General features: G+C 64.8%; 19 protein-coding genes. 6 read left to right on the top strand and 13 right to left on the bottom strand.

Features of this window, described 5'->3' with window-relative positions:
* Positions 1-295: 295 nt before the first annotated feature.
* From HYG81_RS21650 to HYG81_RS21630, 5 genes are all read right to left on the bottom strand, one after another.
* Positions 296-451 carry a hypothetical protein gene (locus HYG81_RS21650; protein WP_180841764.1) on the bottom strand — a complete coding sequence of 52 codons (156 nt, stop codon included), beginning with the start codon at positions 449-451 and terminating at the stop codon, positions 296-298.
* 6 nt (positions 452-457) lie between these two features.
* Entirely contained in the window at positions 458-646 is a 189-nt protein-coding gene (locus HYG81_RS21645) for a hypothetical protein (RefSeq protein WP_180841763.1), read from the bottom strand.
* 89 nt (positions 647-735) lie between these two features.
* On the bottom strand, positions 736-1,572 hold the full coding sequence (locus HYG81_RS21640) for a ZIP family metal transporter (RefSeq protein ID WP_180841762.1): 837 nt from the start codon (positions 1,570-1,572) through the stop codon (positions 736-738).
* Between the two features lie 123 nt (positions 1,573-1,695).
* On the bottom strand, positions 1,696-2,340 hold the full coding sequence (locus HYG81_RS21635; protein ID WP_180841761.1) for a hypothetical protein: 645 nt from the start codon (positions 2,338-2,340) through the stop codon (positions 1,696-1,698).
* Between the two features lie 182 nt (positions 2,341-2,522).
* On the bottom strand, positions 2,523-2,945 hold the full coding sequence (locus HYG81_RS21630; protein WP_180841760.1) for an Ig-like domain-containing protein: 423 nt from the start codon (positions 2,943-2,945) through the stop codon (positions 2,523-2,525).
* Between the two features lie 257 nt (positions 2,946-3,202).
* Between HYG81_RS21630 and rqcH the strand changes: the two genes are divergently transcribed.
* From rqcH to HYG81_RS21615, 3 genes are all read left to right on the top strand, one after another.
* Positions 3,203-5,380 (top strand): ribosome rescue protein RqcH, encoded by a 2,178-nt coding sequence (gene rqcH / locus HYG81_RS21625; RefSeq protein ID WP_180841759.1) that lies wholly within the window; start codon positions 3,203-3,205, stop codon positions 5,378-5,380.
* A gap of 134 nt (positions 5,381-5,514) precedes the next feature.
* Positions 5,515-5,763, top strand: a complete 249-nt coding sequence (locus HYG81_RS21620) for a hypothetical protein (protein WP_180841758.1) — start codon at positions 5,515-5,517, stop codon at positions 5,761-5,763.
* A gap of 103 nt (positions 5,764-5,866) precedes the next feature.
* Positions 5,867-6,160 (top strand): hypothetical protein, encoded by a 294-nt coding sequence (locus tag HYG81_RS21615; RefSeq protein ID WP_180841757.1) that lies wholly within the window; start codon positions 5,867-5,869, stop codon positions 6,158-6,160.
* 182 nt (positions 6,161-6,342) lie between these two features.
* Here HYG81_RS21615 and HYG81_RS21610 read toward each other — a convergent pair whose 3' ends face one another.
* The 4 genes from HYG81_RS21610 to HYG81_RS21595 form a co-directional block, all read right to left on the bottom strand.
* Entirely contained in the window at positions 6,343-6,960 is a 618-nt protein-coding gene (locus HYG81_RS21610) for a hypothetical protein (RefSeq protein ID WP_180841756.1), read from the bottom strand.
* A 221-nt stretch (positions 6,961-7,181) separates the two neighbouring features.
* Positions 7,182-7,469, bottom strand: a complete 288-nt coding sequence (locus HYG81_RS21605) for a DUF6360 family protein (protein ID WP_180841755.1) — start codon at positions 7,467-7,469, stop codon at positions 7,182-7,184.
* A gap of 113 nt (positions 7,470-7,582) precedes the next feature.
* On the bottom strand, positions 7,583-9,358 hold the full coding sequence (locus tag HYG81_RS21600) for a nitrite/sulfite reductase (protein WP_180841754.1): 1,776 nt from the start codon (positions 9,356-9,358) through the stop codon (positions 7,583-7,585).
* Between the two features lie 95 nt (positions 9,359-9,453).
* Complete coding sequence (locus tag HYG81_RS21595; protein ID WP_180841753.1) at positions 9,454-9,777, bottom strand: DUF8134 family protein; 324 nt, start codon at positions 9,775-9,777, stop codon at positions 9,454-9,456.
* 270 nt (positions 9,778-10,047) lie between these two features.
* Here HYG81_RS21595 and HYG81_RS21590 point away from each other — a divergent pair, with 270 nt between their 5' ends.
* Entirely contained in the window at positions 10,048-11,115 is a 1,068-nt protein-coding gene (locus HYG81_RS21590; RefSeq protein WP_180841752.1) for an mRNA surveillance protein pelota, read from the top strand.
* Positions 11,116-11,139: 24 nt separating this feature from the next.
* Here the strand turns inward: HYG81_RS21590 and HYG81_RS21585 are convergent, their stop codons facing one another.
* The 3 genes from HYG81_RS21585 to HYG81_RS21575 form a co-directional block, all read right to left on the bottom strand.
* Positions 11,140-11,892 (bottom strand): TrmB family transcriptional regulator, encoded by a 753-nt coding sequence (locus HYG81_RS21585; protein ID WP_180841751.1) that lies wholly within the window; start codon positions 11,890-11,892, stop codon positions 11,140-11,142.
* Positions 11,889-14,585, bottom strand: a complete 2,697-nt coding sequence (locus HYG81_RS21580; RefSeq protein ID WP_180841750.1) for an efflux RND transporter permease subunit — start codon at positions 14,583-14,585, stop codon at positions 11,889-11,891. The genes HYG81_RS21585 and HYG81_RS21580 overlap by 4 nt, the downstream gene beginning before the upstream one ends.
* A 218-nt stretch (positions 14,586-14,803) precedes the next feature.
* Positions 14,804-15,538 carry an MBL fold metallo-hydrolase gene (locus tag HYG81_RS21575; RefSeq protein ID WP_180841749.1) on the bottom strand — a complete coding sequence of 245 codons (735 nt, stop codon included), beginning with the start codon at positions 15,536-15,538 and terminating at the stop codon, positions 14,804-14,806.
* A 336-nt stretch (positions 15,539-15,874) separates the two neighbouring features.
* Here HYG81_RS21575 and HYG81_RS21570 point away from each other — a divergent pair, with 336 nt between their 5' ends.
* Both HYG81_RS21570 and HYG81_RS21565 read left to right on the top strand, forming a co-directional pair.
* Positions 15,875-16,135: a hypothetical protein gene (locus HYG81_RS21570; protein ID WP_180841748.1), complete on the top strand. Its 261-nt coding sequence runs from the start codon at positions 15,875-15,877 to the stop codon at positions 16,133-16,135.
* 105 nt (positions 16,136-16,240) lie between these two features.
* A complete protein-coding gene (locus tag HYG81_RS21565; protein WP_180841747.1) occupies positions 16,241-17,050 on the top strand; it encodes an Nmad3 family putative nucleotide modification protein in 810 nt (269 codons plus the stop codon).
* 70 nt (positions 17,051-17,120) lie between these two features.
* Here HYG81_RS21565 and HYG81_RS21560 read toward each other — a convergent pair whose 3' ends face one another.
* Positions 17,121-17,459, bottom strand: a complete 339-nt coding sequence (locus HYG81_RS21560; RefSeq protein ID WP_180841746.1) for a DUF7344 domain-containing protein — start codon at positions 17,457-17,459, stop codon at positions 17,121-17,123.
* Positions 17,460-17,584: the final 125 nt, after the last annotated feature.

Below are 17,584 nucleotides of genomic sequence, written 5' to 3'. Positions count from 1 at the left end.
TTTCACTGAGAGCACTTTGTGATTATGAACTATAGGGGAAAATTTATGGTGTCGAGTGTGATAGTGTCGCGTGCCGGCAACTATCGGCACCGTTGTCAGCTCCCCACCCCGACAGCGGCACACTGCACTTGCACCCGCTCGAGTGCGCCGGACCCACCCCGTCGCTCGGCCCCCATGGAGCGACCGCGGCGGCGCGCTCGTCGGCCATCCCTTTTGCCGCGTTCGTTCAGTTCGACGCGGTTCGCTCGTCCTGTCCCTGTCGTTCGACGCACCGCCGTCAGCGTCTCGGGTGGCGTCAGCGATCGGCTGCTCGACTCCGATATCCGTAGAACTCGTACGCGAGGAGTCCGACGATCAAGACGAGGAGGATCGCCCCGATGACCGTTCGCTCGCGGCCAGACCCGGTGATAGCAATCGGCCCGAGCAGGAGGAGACTGAGCAGTACGCTCACGCGGATTCAGGTTTCGGGCGCGACCCCGTCGTCGCCGGTGGTGGCGAGATAGAGCTGCGGTCCGAGAATCGGAATCGCGACGAGGACCAGTGCACCGAAAATCGGCCCCTCGAGCCCGAGGGCTCCGCCGATACCGAAGGCGGCAACGAAGAGGACGAACGCGGCGGCGATGACCTTGTTCTCTCGAGAAGCCATACTCGAGATTATGAAAATAAACTGAAATATGTTTCGGAACGATGACAGTCGAGCGATGGCTAACGTAGTGGCAGACGAGAACCTGTCGATTAGACGGCGAGGACAGTGTCGACGATCAGCATGATCGAGAACCCGAGCACGAAGGCGCCCGTTGCGGTGTCAGCATAGCCGTGGCCGTGACTCGAGGGGATGAGTTCCCGGAAGACGACGGCGATCATCGCACCCGCGGCGAAGCCGGCGGCGACAGGGAAGATGCCGGAGACGACGGCGACCAGCGAGAAGCCGATGGCCGCGGCAATCGGTTCCGGCACCCCGCCCGAGAGCGTGGTGTAGAGGAGCGTCTTGGGCGCGGAAACGCCGGCTCTGACTGCGGGGACCGCCATCGCGAATCCGTCGGGAACGTTCTGAACGGCGATCGCCGTCGCGATGGCGAGCCCGAGTGCGGTTTCACCGCTGGCGAAGGCGATTCCGACCGCCAGCCCTTCCGGAACGTTGTGGATGGTGACCGCTCCGCCGACCAGCGCGGCCCGACGCAGGTCGTCGCCGTCCCCGTCGGTGACGGGTCCGCCGTCGGATTCCGCTTCGACCGATGGCAATTCGCCCGCGGGATCGCGCAGCGTCGACGTGCCTTCGACCTGCTCGCCGCGGAACAGGAGATGCAGGTGCGGGACGATGGCGTTGACCGCGAGCAAGAACCCGCCGCCCGCGAGGATTCCGGCGACGACCTCGAGGGGCGAACCGAGTTCGAGACCGGGAAGAATGAGGGCGAAGACGGCGGCACCGACCATGATACCGGACGCGAGACCGAGCGAGCCGTCGTAGACGCGATGACTGATCCGATCGGTAAGCAAGAGCGGGAGCGCCCCAATCCCGGTCGTACAGCCCGCGATCGTCGCGATGAGGACGACCTCACCCATCGGTGACATACGAGTCGGTTCGTTGCCGCGTCGAAAACGCTTGCGATCGAGGGACACACTGCCGTTCGCGATTGCGTCGAGGTCGGACACTGCGTCGCTGCCGATCCGCTGGGTATGGATGGTCGCGGCTCGTCAGTCGATCGTGACCTCGAGCTCGAGCAATCCGAGGTGGGAGGGTGCGTTCCCGCCGTTCGTGCGGAAGTCCTCGGGCGTCGAATTGACGACATCGTAGAAATCGGCCTGATCAGTCGGTACGAGAGTGCTGCCGTCGTCGCGACGGAGGAACGCCGGCGCGTCAGTCCCTTCGATCAGGTCGCGCTGTTCCGCCCACTCCTCGCCGGCGTAGACGAACGTGCCGAAGGAGAACCGACCCGCGGCGAGGGCGTCGTGTTTCGACATGAATAGCCCCGCCTCTTCGGCGTTGTACTCCTCGTCGCTCACCCAGGCGATCGCAGCGATATCCTCGGACTGGAGGAGGTAGAAGTCCCACGAGAGCGTCGCGTCGAACACCGCCCAGACGCTCCGGGGACCGATGGTGTGAACCTCGACGCTGAACGCGGGGACCATCCGCGATCCTTCGGGTTCCGGAACGAAGGTGGCGTCGTAGCCCGGTACGCGGATGCCCCGGTCGTGGTACGCCATCCCGTCCATGTCGATGTCGGCGTCGACCCGATCGATGATTCCCTGGACCGTGGCCCCGTCCTCCGCGTGGAGGTGCTCGAGGAAGTCGGGAAACCGGGAGACGTCCGGCCACGGGAGATCGTCGTCCGCGCTCATGCGTGACGACCTCCGGGGGGATCGGCTGCTTGGTCTCGATGCCCGCGACGCGGAAACGTCCCGGCCGGATCGTGCGTGGTGCCGCCGACAGCGTTGTGCATATCTGGTGCTGGGGGACGGCGAGGATTAGGCTTTCCGACCTCCGACGGCGGCTGCTTCTCGAGTTGGCGCTGATGGAGTCTCTATTCCGCGTAAACCGTCGCACATGTGGATTCAATCTGTACTCCGCTTTCGGCTGTCAGATAGACGCCGATACCGCCGGCCGACTTCTTGCCCCGGTCCTCACAGTTCGTCTCCGGCCAGGACTGCTCCGACGGACTGCCGTTATCCACTGCCATGGTGATCGTCGTCGGGGAGCCGGTAAATGGTTCAGTGTCCTCCTCGGCGCGTTCGCCCTCTAGGGTGAATTCCCGTTGGTAGAGTTCGTCTCCACCGTCATCCGTAACCGTCACGGAAAGCGTACGTGCTATCTTTTCCCTATTGTAGACTTCTACCTCGTGTGCGAGTTCTCTCGAACCGAGTACGCCCGCACACCCTGCGAGTACACTAATCGAAGCTGTTCCGCCCGCCGTGAGGAGTTCTCGACGAGTTTTGGAGGGGGCCATAGTGAGATACGGATGACCATATAACATAACATTTTGGACGTTCTACCGATGATATCCGGTCTGAACAAGGCTCCCAACTCGGTAACAGCTATTTCGCGACCGACCATCCGCTGAACGTCCTCGAATTCTCCGAACCGATCCGACAACAGCCAGCGATCGCCGGGAGGGATGATCCGCTCCTCACTATGCGGTCGACTGGAATTGGGCGCTGGCGTCGGAGCGACACGTCTTTTTGACCGGGACGGGCAGTGTGAGGTATGGATCCAAAGCGGGAACTCACCAGCGTCGACCTCGCGGCCCTCGTCGGCGAACTCGGGGCCTACGAGGGGGCGAAGGTGGACAAAGCCTATCGCTACGGCGACGACCTCGTCCGGCTCAAGATGCGGGACTTCGACCGCGGCCGCATGGAGCTGATTCTCGAGGTCGGCGAGGTCAAGCGAGCCCACACGGTCGCCCCCGAGCGCGTTCCCGACGCCCCCGGCCGACCGCCCCAGTTCGCGATGATGCTCCGCAATCGACTCTCCGGCGCGGACTTCGCCGGCGTCGAGCAGTACGAGTTCGACCGCATCCTCGAGTTCACGTTCGAGCGCGAGGACGGCACGACCCGGCTCATCGTCGAACTGTTCGGACAGGGCAACGTCGCCGTCACCGACGGCGAGTACGAGGTAATCGACTGCCTCGAGACCGTCCGACTCAAATCCCGCACCGTCGTTCCGGGGTCGCGCTACGAGTTCCCCGACTCCCGGACGAACCCGCTGACGATTTCCCGCGAGGCGTTCGATCACGAGATGAACGACTCCGATACGGACGTCGTCCGGACGCTGGCGACGCAGCTCAACTTCGGCGGCTTCTACGCCGAGGAGCTGTGTACCCGCGCCGGCGTCGAGAAGGGACTGGACATTCCGGACGCCGACGAGGACGTCTACGATCGGCTCTACGCGGCGATCGAGCGGCTCGCGCTCGACATCCGGAACGGAAACTTCGACCCGCGGCTCTATCTCGAGGGCGGCGAGGACGAGAGCGGGGCGGACGGCGACGCTGACGACGCTGCGACCGACGAAGCCGACGCCGCTGACGCCCACGTCGTCGACGTGACCCCGTTCCCGCTCGAGGAACGGGCCGAGTTGGCCGCGGAGCCGTACGATTCGTTCCTGACCGCGCTGGACGACTACTTCTTCCGGCTCGAGCTGGACGACGAGGAGGAGTCGAACCCGACTGACCAGAAGCCGGATTTCGGGTCGGAGATCGCCAAACACGAGCGCATCATCGAACAACAGCAGGGAGCGATCGAGGGGTTCGAACAGGAGGCCGATTCGCTGCGCGAGCAGGCCGAACTGCTCTACGCCGAGTACGGACTGGTCGACGAGATCCTCTCGACGATCCAGAACGCCCGGCAGCAGGACCGCCCGTGGGACGAGATCAGGGAGCGGTTCGAGGCGGGAGCCGACCGCGGTATCGAGGCCGCCGAGGCGGTCGTCGACGTCGACGGCAGCGACGGGACGGTCACCGTCGATATCGGCGGCGAGCGAATCGAACTCGTCACCCAGCAGGGCGTCGAGCAGAATGCCGACCGGCTCTACACCGAGGCCAAGCGCGTCGAGGAGAAAAAGGAGGGCGCGCTCGCGGCCATCGAGAACACCCGCGAGGATCTCGAGGACGCCAAGCGCCGCCGCGACGAGTGGGAAGCCGACGACGGCGAGAGCGCGGACGAAGACGAGTCCGACGAGGAGGAAACACAACGCGACTGGCTCGCGGAGCCGTCGGTGCCGATCCGCGAGAACGAACCGTGGTTCGATCGGTTCCGCTGGTTCAAGACGAGCGACGACTTCCTCGTGATCGGCGGGCGCAACGCCGACCAGAACGAGGAACTCGTCAAGAAGTACCTCGAGCCCGGTGACAAAGTCTTCCACACGCAGGCCCACGGCGCTCCGGTCACCGTATTGAAGGCGACCGATCCCAGCGAAGCCTCCTCGAGCGATATCGAACTCCCCGAATCGAGCATCGAGGAGGCCGCCCGGTTCGCCGTCTCCTACTCGTCGGTCTGGAAGGACGGCCGCTACGCGGGCGACGTCTACGCCGTCGACTCCGATCAGGTCACGAAGACCCCCGAGAGCGGCGAGTACCTCGAGAAGGGCGGGTTCGCGATCCGCGGCGATCGAACGTATTACCGCGATACGCCGGTCGACGTGGCGGTCGGCATTCAGTGCGAGCCGTACACGCGAGTGATCGGCGGGCCGTCGTCGGCCATCGAGGATCGGGCGGTGACGACGATCGAACTCGAGCCCGGTCGGTACGCACAGGCCGACACGGCGAAGCGGCTCTACCGCACGTTCCGGGAACGATTCGAGGACGAGACGTTCGTCCGCAAAATCGCGAGCCCCGACCGGATCCAGCACTTCATGCCGCCGGGCGGCAGTCGAATCAGCGAGGAGTAAGACACGGATCCGCGGCGAACTGGTCGGATCGACGACGGCTGCGTAACTCCCTCATGCCGCGTGGCTCGAGGTCGGACCGCGACCCCGATATAGACGGCTCAACACTGATTGGTGGTCCCGAACTAGCGCAGCCGATGATGCCACTACTCGAGGCGCTTGTCCCCGCGGTGCTCGGCGGATTCGACGGGCCGGTCGTCATCGGCTGGGTCATCATCGCCGCGATGGTAATCGCAATCGGGTTCGTGGTGTTCCTGGCGCTCGGCCCCGGCACTCAACCGTATCAGGCGGAGCACGCCGAACCGACGCCGACAGATGACAGCGGCGTTCGCGACACGAACGCGGAGGAGCACTCGAACTCCTCGACCGAGTCCGGGTCCGATTGACTGTGTGGACGCGATTCGCTGGGACGCGTTCGCGTTTTCGGGGTTCGAACGGGCTGCACCTGCCGGGTCCACGACTACACGGCCGACGGTGGACGTGACGACCATGGTAGATATCGATACAGACACCGACACGGAGCCGGAGCTGGGCACCGCGACGATCGTCTACGAGACACCCGGCGAGAACGACGAGCGGGCCACCGTCGACAACGACCGAATCGCCTACTTCCAAGATCACTGGCTCTTCGCGTACGGGACCGACGACGACGGAAATGACATCGTTCGGCGGGTCCCCAAAGAACGCGTCCACTACGTCGAACGCTCCGTCGAGGAGATCGAGGAAACGTTCGAGTCCGGCCTCGAGAAGGCGAAAGGGAAACTCGAGGAACTCCGGGACTGAGACGGTAGCTGACTGACTGCCGTCGTCCGTACCGATACCGAGCCGTCGGGTTTCGGTCGCGTCGCTACCTAGTTTTTCCGCGTCGGCGTGGTTCTCGACACGGTCGATGTCCGTCCGTTCGTGTCCGACGGATCGCTGGTCGAAGGGATAGCACGGGCGAGGACCGATTCCGCGGAGTGAGACTACCGACGGTCGGCGGAGGAGTCCTCCATGTGTATCTCGTGGATCGAGATCCGGACGTCGGAGTCGTCATCGAACTCGGTCGTCGAGGGAACGGACTGTCCCGACTCGGCGCCCTCCCTGTCGCGTTCGGCGCTGCGAGTCACCGCTCGCTCGGACGCGTCGTACGATGACCCCATCGCGATCAGGAAGCCGACCATCGCGGTCACGAGCGCGACGACGCCGATCGCGACGGCACCGATCGAGGCTGCCGCACCGGAGAGGACCTCCCCGGACACCAGTAGCGAGCTCGCCGTCACGGCCGCGATCAACGTGAGCAGTCGAGCCAGTCGACCGGTATCGAGTCCGTGGTAGCTCTTTTCGCCGGTCGTGTCGAACAACACCGCCAGGACCCCGTTGTACGAATCGTCGGTCCGTGCGTTCCCGAGGGAGTGGATCGATTGCGCGATCCACACCCCGGCGGTGAAGTTGAGAAACGCGACGAACGAGACGAGTCCCAGCTCGCCACCGACGAACAGTCCGGTCACGATCGTACCCGCGAACGTCAGTGCCATGATGGCGTGGGTCACGAGCGAACGGGCACCGAAGTCTTCTAACTGAGTTATGTATCCCAGGTTCATACCAGAACGAAGGCGCGCAACGAGGATAGCGTCGCTCCCTACCTATGTCAAATGAGGTCAATTAGCACGAATTTCGGCTACGTGGGACGTATCTCTCGTGTTCGATCGGTAGTTGGCGGTTCCGATCGGGCGGCAAACACCGGTGGCACCGATCGCGGCGCTCCGTCCGAGCGGGTTCTCCGTCGAGAGCGTGAGCCCGAATGGCCCCGGTCTCAGTGGTCTTACTCGTCGACGCTCGCCTCCTCGACACGCGTCGCGTGTTTCTCGAGGTCCGCCGCGAGGGTTCGGGCCTGCTCGGGCGTCAACTCGAGTTCCTCCATGTGCGCGGGCAGGTACTCTTCGGTCATGTTGTCGAGTTCGAACTGTAGTCGAACGCGGTCGGGGTTCTCCTTGTCCGAGGTCGCGTTCGCGACGGCGAACGCCTCGCTCTCGAACGCTTTCCCTTTCGCGACGGCGTCGACGAGATCGAGCGTCGTGTACGCGTTGACTTTCATCAGTCGATCGGTCATGTCTCCGTAGAGCGGGCGAACGCACTTAGGCCGCCCGACAGCCGGAACCGTCGAAACGACCGTTGCAGAACAGTCAGCACCGAGGTCCGCAGATCCGGACTACCGGGTTGGTGTCAGTCGTCAGAGGTGATCGGCGTCCCGTCGGCGCGAGCCGGCGCGGGACTCGCGTCGAGGTCGTCGTCCTCGGCGTAGGGATACCAGGTGCGCTTCGTGTTGTGCATGTACGGATCGTCGTAGCTCGTCTCCTCGGGTTCGATGAGGGCGGCGAGTTCCTCGTCGTCGCGCGCTGCGACGAACTCGCGGAAACTCTCCTCGCCGTCGCGCGCCTCGTCGAAGTTCTCGAGCAGGTTCGCGATCGCGCCCGGCACCTCGTCGGCGGGAACGCGCTCGGTGACCCACGAGGCGAACTGCGGCTCCTCGCCGAGGCCGCCGCCGAGGCCGATGTCGAGCGCCTCGACCGGCTCGCCGTCCTTGCGGGTCTTCATGCCGCGCAGGGAGACGTCGGCGATCTGGGGCTGGGCACAGGACGCGGTGCAGCCGGAGAGGTGGATGTGGAAGTCCTCGACGCCCTCGGGGAGTTCGACGTTGCTCTTGAGCCAGCGGGCGAACCGGACCTGCCGGTTCTTGGTCTCGACGATCGAGAGCGAACAGAACTCGGTCCCGGTACAGGCGATCGACCCGCGCTGGAAGGGGTGGGGATCGGGACTGTACTCCTCGAGCACCGATTCCGCGCGCAGGTCGTCGACATTCTCCGTTGGAACGTCCGTGAGGATGATGTTCTGGCGCTGGGTCAGTCGCACCTCGCCCGAGCCGTGCTCCTCGGCCGCGTCGGCGAGTTCGTAGCCCGCGTCGACGCCGATTCGGCCCACGAGGACGTTCAGGCCGACGTAGTGGTTACCGTCGACCTGCTCGTGGACGCCGACGTGGTCGTGTTTACCGTCGGCCTCGCCTGCGTTGTACGAGTACGACTCGCGGAGGTCCTCGCCCGCGGTCTCGAGTTCGAAGTCGACGTAGTCCGCCTGGAGGGTGTCCCGAACCTTGTCGGGCCCCCACTCGTCGACGAGGAACTTGATACGCGCGTTGTACCGATCCTCGCGGTCGCCGTGGTCGCGAAACAGCGCCGAGAGCCCGCCAGCGACTTCGACGGCCTGGTCGTGCGTGACGAAGATATCGACGTTGCGCGCAAAGCGCGGTTCGTTTCGCGAGAGGCCGCCGCCGACGCGGACGTTGTAGCCCGTAACCGATTCGCCGTCGATCTCCTTTGCGGCGGGCTCGAACGCGAGGTCGTTGATGTCGCCCTGGCCACAGCCCTCGTCACAGCCGGTCACCGACACCTTCCACTTGCGCGGGAGGTTCGAGTGGGCCTCGTTTTGCTTGAACGTGTCGTGGAGTTCGTTCGCGAGTGCGTCGGCGTCGATGTGCTCGTGTTTGTCCTTGCCGGCGACGGGACAGCCGACGATGTTCCGCCACGAGTCGCCGCAGGCCTGCACCGTCGAGAGACCGGCGTCCTCGAGTCGCTCGAAGATCTCGGGGACGTCCTCGAGGCGGATCCAGTGAAGCTGGATCGCCTGGCGGGTCGTCACGTCGAGCCAGCCGTTGCCGAACTCCGGGTTCGCGGCGGGCCCGCGGGAGAACTCGTCCGCGATTTCGACGATGCATCGGAACTGCCCGGGCTCGAGGACGCCCCCCGGCGGACCGATCCGCATCATGAAGTACGACTCCTGGCCGGCCCGCTGGTGGTACAGTCCGTACCACTTGAAGCGCTCGAACCAGGCGTCCCGCTCGTCTTCGGGGATCGACTCCCAACCCTCCTCGGCGAAGCGTTCGATCTCGTCGCGAATATCTGTCCCGTAGAGTTCGTCCTTCCACTGCTCGACGTCGCTAGCCATTGAATCCGCTTTATGGCGGGAACGTATAAGCCTCTCCGTCTGCCGTCAGTTCTCCCCGGTACTCGCCGGTCCCGGACACATTCGCCACCATCGACTCACGGGTTCTCGGTATCTGGCTCCACGCGCCACTGGACACCCTCGGGGTCGTACGGCCGGAAGTCGCCGTCGACGATGCGTCCGACGGGCAGCCGGTCGATCGAGTCGCGGGTGCCGCAGTCGAGACACTGTCCGATCGCGTCCGCGACCACGATCGGGCCGTCGACGCCGACGTCAACGAAGGCTTTCAGGAGGACGTACGCGGGTTCACAGTCGCAAAAGACGCCGCGAGAGAGGGTCCAGACGTCGCTGACGCTTACCTGACGGCTGTCGTTGACGCTGATCCACGCGGCGTCGTCCAGCGTTCGAACTGCGATCGTCATACGACCGGTTCGTCGCCCGCGGCCCTTCATCCGTCGCCCCGGGCAATGCTTACCGGCGTATGCCGACGACGGGGCGGGTGAAAACCCCGCGAGGGAAGCGACTCGCTACCGTGACTCGGGACCGGGATAGCGGCCGCGTTTTCCGGTATGGACGAGCGGCTTTCATCGGCGCTACGGCGAGCGGCGGGTATCGCACTCGTTCGGTAACGGACTCGAGCGCGCGAGTGCGGGATCGCAGTCCACTTACCGCCACCCCGCAAACCCACGCCCATGCAGATCAAAGACCGGGAGCAGGTCGAGGGTGGCCGCGAACGAGTCACCGTCGTCCCGGAGAGCGTGGACGATCTCTGGCACCTGCAGTACGTCCTCGAGCCCGGCGACCGCGTCGCGGGCGACACGACCCGGCGGATCCAGCGCAACGACGACCAGATGCGGGACACGGGCGGCGAGCGCGAACACATGTGGGTCGCCATCGCCGTCGAGACCGTCGAGTTTCACAAGTTTGCCAATCGATTGCGGGTCGGCGGCGAGATCGTCGCCTGCTCGCGCGAGGATCAGCTCGGCTTTCACCATACGCTCAACGTCGAGGCGCGCGACGAACTCTCGATCGAGAAGCGGTTCAAACCGGATCAGGAGGCCCGCCTCGAGGAGGCCGAGGAGGCCACGGAAAACCCCGACGTCGCCATCGCGACCGTCGAGGAGGGACAGGCCCACGTCCACTTGGTCGCCCAGTACGGCACCGAGGAGCGGGCGACGATCACCGGGACGACCGGCAAAGGCGAGTACGCCCGCGGGCGATCGGAGCTGTTCGAAGAGCTCGCGACGGTCCTCAAGCGACTCGAGGTCGACGCGATCATCCTCGCGGGCCCTGGATTCACGAAACAGGACGCCTACAAGTACCTCGAGGAGAACGAGCCCGAGGTCGCCGACCTGATCACGATGGTCGACACGGCGGCCGTCGGCGACCGCGGCGTCCACGAGGTGCTCAAGCGCGGTGCCGTTGCCGACGTTCAGGAGGAGACCCGCATCGAGAGCGAAGCCGAGTACATCGACGAACTCACCCGGCGGATGGCCGAGGGTGCGAAGGCGGCGTACGGTCCCGAGCAGGTCCAGCAGGCCGCCGAGTTCGGCGCGATCGAACGGTTGCTCGTCCTCGACGACCGGTTACAGAAAGAACGCGGTCCCGACGGCGAGTGGGCGATCAGCGTCGACGAAATCGTTCGCACGACGGAACAGAAAGGCGGCGACGTGACGGTCTTCTCGAGCGAGTTTCCGCCCGGCCAGCAGCTCTCCAATCTCGGCGGGATCGCGGCGCTGTTGCGGTATCGCCTCGAGTAGCTGTGCGACGGCGGACCGTTTCAGCTACCCGACTTGTACTTCGTCGCTGGCCTCGATCAACTGAATCAGCACGGTGGCGAACAGCGAGCCCGAACTCCAGAACGCGGTCTCGCTGCCGTCGCCGATCACGCTCAGGAGGATGCTATCGTCGTCGACGATAGCGATCCGTCCCGATCGCTCGTCGTCCGACCGGTGTGGTGGCGGCCGTTCCACGACGACGTTTTCGATGTCGGCGAAGCGGTCGTGAACCGCTTCCGTTCGACTGACGACGAGTACCGCGACGCCGGCCGCCGCGCGCTCCGCGATGGCCCGTTCGACCGAGTCGGTGACGAGCTCGGGGAGACGGGTCCCGAAGACGATCCGATCCTCCGCCTGTGAGAGGATATCGGCGGTTCGATCGTCGACCCGGTCGCGACCGCGAACCGTCCAGATGTCCTCCTGCGTCTCCTCGCCGGTCGGCTCGTTCTTGACGGTTTCAACGTACTCGAAGGCCCGATCCCGTTCGCGCTCGAACTGGGTCCGGAGGGTGTCCCGCGCCTCGTCGACGCTGACCGGCCGGTACCGGATCGGGTTCGACTGCTGGACCTCGAGCAGGCCGCGATCCTCCAGGCTCTCAGCGACGCTGTAGACCTGTGATCGCGGGACGTCCGTGATTTCGGCGACGTCTCTGGCTGTCCCTGCGCCGAGTCGGTGGAGCGCGATGAACACTTTGGCCTCGTAGCTGGTGAGACCGAGCTGTTCGAAGGCCTCGACGGCCTCGTTTCGATCGCCGCTCACTCCTCGTCACCCTGCTCGGAGACGGTTCCACCGTCGCTCGCGGTTGCCGTTCCCGATCGCGCACCCGACGTGTCGAACGAGACGTCCGGACCGAAGTACCGAGTCCACAGCACCAGCAGCGTTGGGAGGACGACGACGCTGGCGAGGAACGCGTACGTGATCGTCAGCCCGGTGATGATCCCGAACTGCCGGAGGGCAGGGAGGATCGCGAAGGCGAGCGTCCCGAAGCCGCCGACGGTGGTCGCGGCACTGCCGAGCAGTGCCCCACCGGTGCCGGTGACGGTCGTCCGCAGTGCCGACCAGACATTGCCCTGGCGCTCGAGTTCGAGCCTGTAGCGTTCGCTGACGTGGATGCTGTAGGCGACCCCGAGCCCGACGGTGAGGCTCGTGATCATCCCCGTCAACACGTTGAACGGCATCCCGATGAGGTACATCGTCCCCAGGATCCAGCTGACGGAGAACGCGACCGGAAGCAGGGTGATGGCACCCAGCGAGGCGCTGGCTCCGGTCAGCCAGTAGGCCGCGGTGAGGAACAGGAACACCGCAACGAGCGTGATCACGAGACTCTCGAGGACGGTGTCCAGCAGGTCCTGTTCGACGATGTAGCTCACGATCGGATCGCCGGTGGCGATTGCACTCCAGCTCCCGTCGCTCCCGTCCTCGAGGTCGCTGGCGATCGTCCGCATCTCACTGGTCGTCTCGCTGGCAGTTGCGTCCCCCTGGACGGCGACGATCATCCGAGCCGACTGGTACTCGCCGCCGTCGGTCCGGTGGAGGACCTGGCTCGCGGCTTCCCCGTCGACCTCGTAGAGCTGATCGTACAGTGCCGAGACGTTCTCGTCGGGGACGCCGTCACCGTCGGTGTCGGCCGCGGTGAACGACTCGTTGAACGATTCGTTCTGTCTGGCGGCCCGTTCCATCGTCGAGAGCGGGTCCTGGATGTCGGCTTCGCCGGTCGCTAACGTGTACGCGATGCCGTCGTCGCTGGCGGCGTCGGTCCGCGTCTCGTTAATCTCCGTGAGGAACTCGTCGTCGTCGACATCACCCTCGACGAGTATCTGTGCCTGGCTGTCCTCGCGCTGGAAGTGCTGGTTGACGAACTCGAGGTCGTCCTTGGCGTGGTACTCGCCGGGAGCCATCCCGCCGGGCAGATTCTGGGTCCACGCCGGAGGACTCTCCGCGAGGAAGTCCTCCTGCTGGAAGCTGGTGTCGACCTGCGTCGCGCCGTAGGCGCCGCCCGCGGTGAGCAGGACGACGAGGAGGAGGACGACGATCGGAATCCGTCGGGCCGCGCTCGAGCCGACCGTCAGGATTTCGCTGAAGCGACCGCCGCCGGTCCCGAACGCACGTTTGCGGCGATCGTAGCCGCGAGACTCGAGGAACTCGTCGATCTCGATCTTGAGTGCCGGGATCAGCGCGCCGAAAACGATCAGCGCGGCGACGATGCCGACCGAGCTGACGATCCCGAACTCACGGATGGGTCCGATCGGACTAACGAGATTCGAGAGGAAGCCGATGACGGTCGTGGCCGTCACCCAGACGAGGGCGGCACCCACGCCGCCCAGCGCAGTCGTCATCGAACCGCGGACGGTCCCGCTAGTCCCGTCGGACTCGCGTTGTTCGCGATGGCGCATGAAGACGTGGATCGCGTAGTCAATCGACAGGCCGATCAGGAGGACCGGCACCGCGACGAACATCTGGTTGAACGCGATATCCGCCCAGCCCATAAAGCCGAACGTCCAGACGAGAACGGCGACGATGCCGGCGACCCCGAGGACGATATCCAGCGGGTCGCGGTACGCGACCAACAGCGCGACGACGACGAACAGCATCGCGAGCGGACCGACGATAGCGAGGCTGTCGCCCATCGATCGGTTGATCTCGTCGGTGATGATGCCGCCACCGAAGACGAGGTAGTCCTGTTCTTGCGTCTCAGCCAGCTCTCGGATCTCGAGTTGACTGTCGATGATCTCGTCGCTGATCGCGCCGCCACCCATACCGTTCGCACCGTCGCCGGCGGTCGACTGGGTGATCGACGTCATTCGGGTGTCGGCCTGCGTACTGCCTGGCTCGTAGGACGTCGGCATGAACGCGATCGCGACGTTGTCCTCCGCGCTCTCTCCCGACAATGTCCGCTCGAGGAGTTGCTCGTACTCCTCGTCGCTCAGGTCCTCGAGTGCCTCGATCTGCGCCTCGAGCGACGGCTGCGCTTGGCTGACACCGTTTCCGGACGCTTCGGTCGTGTTGTTCCCTGCTGCCTGGCGCTGCTGGCGTTGCGCACCGGACTCGTTCGGTTCCGCGGCTTGGTTGCTCCTGATCGCACTGATCGCGACGATGTTCTCGACGCCGGTAATCGACTGGTTCTCGGCGAGCGTCGAGTTGATCGATTCGTCGGCTCGTATCTCCTGCTGGAACTCGAGCGACGAAATCAGGGATTCCTTCTCGAGGACGTTATCGCCGCGGACGATCAGCTGGACGCTGGTCGTATTTTCCCGTTGATCACTCGTGAAGTTCTCGTCGATTCGCTCGAGGGCCTTCGCTTCGTCGGATTCGCCCTCGAACTGTGAGAGGGAGGAGTCGTCGTCGACCATCGGCATTCCGGCTCCGACGAGCGCCGTCAGGAGCAAGAGGACGACGAGTACGACCCGTGTGTGTGCAGTGATGGCGTCCGCGAGTCGTTCGGGCACGCTCATTCGATCGCCTCTCTGTTCGTGTGTGAGAATTCGGTGGGAACCATTCTGTTGTTATGATCCTACAAACTCGGCCATATATACGTGTTTGGAAGTTGCAATCACGTCGCTGAACTGGCACAAACGCTACACAAGAGACTGGAGACAGGGTTCGGACGGAGCAAAATGCGGGCCGACGCGGTCGTGGAACTGAGACAATGACGCGGTTGTCGCTGTGATGACTACTCGATCGAGACCGTTTTGAGATCCTCGGCGAACCGAACGTCGCCGTCGTAGTGAGCGCCGATCGACTCGAGCATCTCGTCGTGACGCTCGTCAGTGTGGGGGTAGAGGTGGGTCAGATAGACCCGGCCGATCTCACGGTCGGCCAGTTCCCGCCCGAGGGAGTCGGGTGTGGGATGATTCGAAACGTCGACGTCGTCGGGAAAGGAACAATCGTGGGCGAGGATCGCCGACCCCTCAGCGAAGTTCGCCAGCCCCGCGAAGGCCTCGCTGTCGCCGCTGAACGTGAAGAGATCACCGAAGCGGTAGGCGAGACACGGGAGCGAGTGGCGGGTCTCGTAGGCCGAGACGTCGAATCCCGCGACGGAGAACTCGCCGGGGACGATCTCGCGAACCTGTAGCTCGAGTTTGTCCTGCATGTACTCGTAGACCTCGAGCAGTTCGTCGACCAGCGCCTTGGTTCCCTGCGGACCGACGATCTCGAGGTACTCCTCGCCGGCGAGCCAGCGGGCTTTCATCAGCGGGAGCAGGTCGGCGACGTGGTCGAGATGATGGTGCGTCAGGAGGACCGTCGAGACGTTCTCGTAGCCGACGCCGGACTGCTGGAGCCGCTGGAGCGAGCCGGCACCGCAGTCGATCAGCAGCGTCCTGCCGTCGGCCTGAACGAGAATTCCTGTCTGAAAGCGTTCGCCCGTGGGCATGGCGCTGCCCGTGCCGAGAAAGGTGACACGCATAGGCGAGAGTGGCACGCCCTGCCCGATAAGGGTACCTTTCGCCGTCGTCACTCTGCCGCTCGTCTGCCGGGACGGGCGGCGCGGTTCGACGGCGGCCCGCTCTGTGTCAGGACTCGAGGCTGACCCTGGCCCCGACTTGTCCTCGGTCCAGACGGTCGATCGGAGTGCGCTCGAGGAGCCGCGAACGGCACAAAGATTCAAGCGATTTGACTGACCACTGTGGAGTATCGGTTCGATGGTCTCGATATCGACGATCCGCGGCTGCCAGCACTCGAGCGACGTGCGTTCCGCAGATACCGACGGTCTCGGTCGCTGCACTGACCGGCCGGTGAGTCGATGATCGGCCGTTTCGAGGACTCGTTTCCGCCGGCGGTCACGAAAACGTCACTGTACCGGGTCGTCGACCGGCTCCTGCAGGTGTACGTCGCCAGCCTGCTGATCGTCGGCGTCTACAGCCTCCTGTGGATTCTGGAAGTCGCCGGGATGCTTCCCGGGCGCTGGCTGTCGACGGTCTGGCTCGGCGTCGCCGCGACCGGCGTGCTCTTCCTCATCCTTCTCGTCCCCCTCTATTACGTCGCTCGCGGGACGTATCCCTGATCGGATCGGTCACCGACTCACCGCCGGCACTCGGCCGGCCGACTGCACCGATCTTTCGGCGGACTTATCGCTGCGTCGCTCCGATCGACGAGTAGGAATCGCTCAATGACAGTCGTTCTCGCCGGCGTCGGCGCTGACAGCACGAACGTCGGCGCGCTGGCGCCGCTCTACGACGACGGCCGCTTCGAGTACGTTCCGATTATAGAGAAGACTCGCAAGACGGCAGAGTCGGAAACCCTCGGCTCGTGGGCGCTCCGAGCCGGTGACGGGACCGCCGCCGATCTGACGACCCGAATCACCCCGCAGCCGGTCCACGACGGCACCGAAACCGTCACCGGCGACGCCCTCGAGGCCTGGCCGCTCCACCGGGATCCGAACTTCGAGGCGCTGACGTACGGCGAACACCGGACCAGCGGGTACGTCTCTCGGCTGCGCGCGCTCGAGCCGGGCGACGTCGTCGGCTTCTACGCCGGACTGCGCCGACCGGGCGGCGACCGCGCCCACCGCTATCTGATCGGCTACTTCACCGTCGACGACGTAGCTGTCGTCGGCCCGGAGACACCGCCGGCCGAGCGCGAGGCTATCCTCGCGGCCCACCCGGAAAACGCGCACGCGAAACGCGCCCAAGGGGACGATCTCTACCTCGAGAAGCCGGTCGTAATCGTCGACGGCCGGACCCCCGGCGGGCTCTTCGATCGGGAGCCGATTCGACTCAGCGACTACTACGTTGCAGCGGGCAACGAACGGCCGCAGTACTACCTGCGCGACGAAATCGAATCCGAGTGGAACGTCCGGGCCGGCGGATCGAACATGATGTTCAAGCCGGCTTACCGCTGTGAACTCTCGGGGCCTGAATTTCGGGATCTGGTCGGACTTCCGGGAGGACGTGCAGTCGAGCAGCCCGATAGCGAGTGAGGATGGGTATGTGATTATCGCTGTCGGCCGAGCGGCGGCAGAGTGCCGCGATTGGTTCCACTCGCTCTCGTCACGGCCGGTCCTCGAGGCGGTCGAGAACCGAGACGAGGTCGTCGAAGTGTTCCCCCGGCGTTACCGCCGTTTCGGGACCCTGGTAGTCGACCACGTCGTGTGCGTCGAGTTGTGGGAGGTGGCTGTGGATCAGTGCGATAGTGATCGTTCGTTTCGCGGTGGGCCCGGAATCGTCACTTTCGAGATCGCGATCCGACCGGACGAGACGATGGGCCAGTTCCTCGGGCGTCGCCCGCTCGACCGTCCGAAGCACGTCGAGCACGGACTGGCGCGTTGGGTTCGAACAGAGCGTCCAGATCGTCTCCGCCTCGAGGGACTTCGATTGAGAGTGGGACATACTGTATGCGTCCTCGCGAACGGACACAGCGATATTCCCTCCTTAGTTAGGGTCGGTTCGTCGGTCCGATTCCGTCGTCTCACGGTTCCACAGTCCACAGTGGTCAGTTTCATGTAGCGATACGT

The organism is Natrinema zhouii (assembly GCF_013456555.2).
In the GTDB taxonomy this organism is placed as follows: domain Archaea; phylum Halobacteriota; class Halobacteria; order Halobacteriales; family Natrialbaceae; genus Natrinema; species Natrinema zhouii.
Note: the sequence above shows the minus strand (reverse complement) of the source record. Positions and strands in the feature narration are given on the sequence as shown.

Excerpts from the sequence above, each read along its gene's own strand:
- HYG81_RS21645 (WP_180841763.1), bottom strand. The coding sequence starts at position 646 with ATGGCTTCTCGAGAGAACAAGGTCATCGCCGCCGCGTTCGTCCTCTTC.
- HYG81_RS21640 (WP_180841762.1), bottom strand. The coding sequence starts at position 1,572 with ATGTCACCGATGGGTGAGGTCGTCCTCATCGCGACGATCGCGGGCTGT.
- HYG81_RS21635 (WP_180841761.1), bottom strand. The coding sequence starts at position 2,340 with ATGAGCGCGGACGACGATCTCCCGTGGCCGGACGTCTCCCGGTTTCCC.
- HYG81_RS21630 (WP_180841760.1), bottom strand. The coding sequence starts at position 2,945 with ATGGCCCCCTCCAAAACTCGTCGAGAACTCCTCACGGCGGGCGGAACA.
- rqcH (WP_180841759.1), top strand. The coding sequence starts at position 3,203 with ATGGATCCAAAGCGGGAACTCACCAGCGTCGACCTCGCGGCCCTCGTC.
- HYG81_RS21620 (WP_180841758.1), top strand. The coding sequence starts at position 5,515 with ATGATGCCACTACTCGAGGCGCTTGTCCCCGCGGTGCTCGGCGGATTC.
- HYG81_RS21615 (WP_180841757.1), top strand. The coding sequence starts at position 5,867 with ATGGTAGATATCGATACAGACACCGACACGGAGCCGGAGCTGGGCACC.
- HYG81_RS21610 (WP_180841756.1), bottom strand. The coding sequence starts at position 6,960 with ATGAACCTGGGATACATAACTCAGTTAGAAGACTTCGGTGCCCGTTCG.
- HYG81_RS21605 (WP_180841755.1), bottom strand. The coding sequence starts at position 7,469 with ATGACCGATCGACTGATGAAAGTCAACGCGTACACGACGCTCGATCTC.
- HYG81_RS21600 (WP_180841754.1), bottom strand. The coding sequence starts at position 9,358 with ATGGCTAGCGACGTCGAGCAGTGGAAGGACGAACTCTACGGGACAGAT.
- HYG81_RS21595 (WP_180841753.1), bottom strand. The coding sequence starts at position 9,777 with ATGACGATCGCAGTTCGAACGCTGGACGACGCCGCGTGGATCAGCGTC.
- HYG81_RS21590 (WP_180841752.1), top strand. The coding sequence starts at position 10,048 with ATGCAGATCAAAGACCGGGAGCAGGTCGAGGGTGGCCGCGAACGAGTC.
- HYG81_RS21580 (WP_180841750.1), bottom strand. The coding sequence starts at position 14,585 with ATGAGCGTGCCCGAACGACTCGCGGACGCCATCACTGCACACACACGG.
- HYG81_RS21575 (WP_180841749.1), bottom strand. The coding sequence starts at position 15,538 with ATGCGTGTCACCTTTCTCGGCACGGGCAGCGCCATGCCCACGGGCGAA.
- HYG81_RS21570 (WP_180841748.1), top strand. The coding sequence starts at position 15,875 with ATGATCGGCCGTTTCGAGGACTCGTTTCCGCCGGCGGTCACGAAAACG.
- HYG81_RS21565 (WP_180841747.1), top strand. The coding sequence starts at position 16,241 with ATGACAGTCGTTCTCGCCGGCGTCGGCGCTGACAGCACGAACGTCGGC.
- HYG81_RS21560 (WP_180841746.1), bottom strand. The coding sequence starts at position 17,459 with ATGTCCCACTCTCAATCGAAGTCCCTCGAGGCGGAGACGATCTGGACG.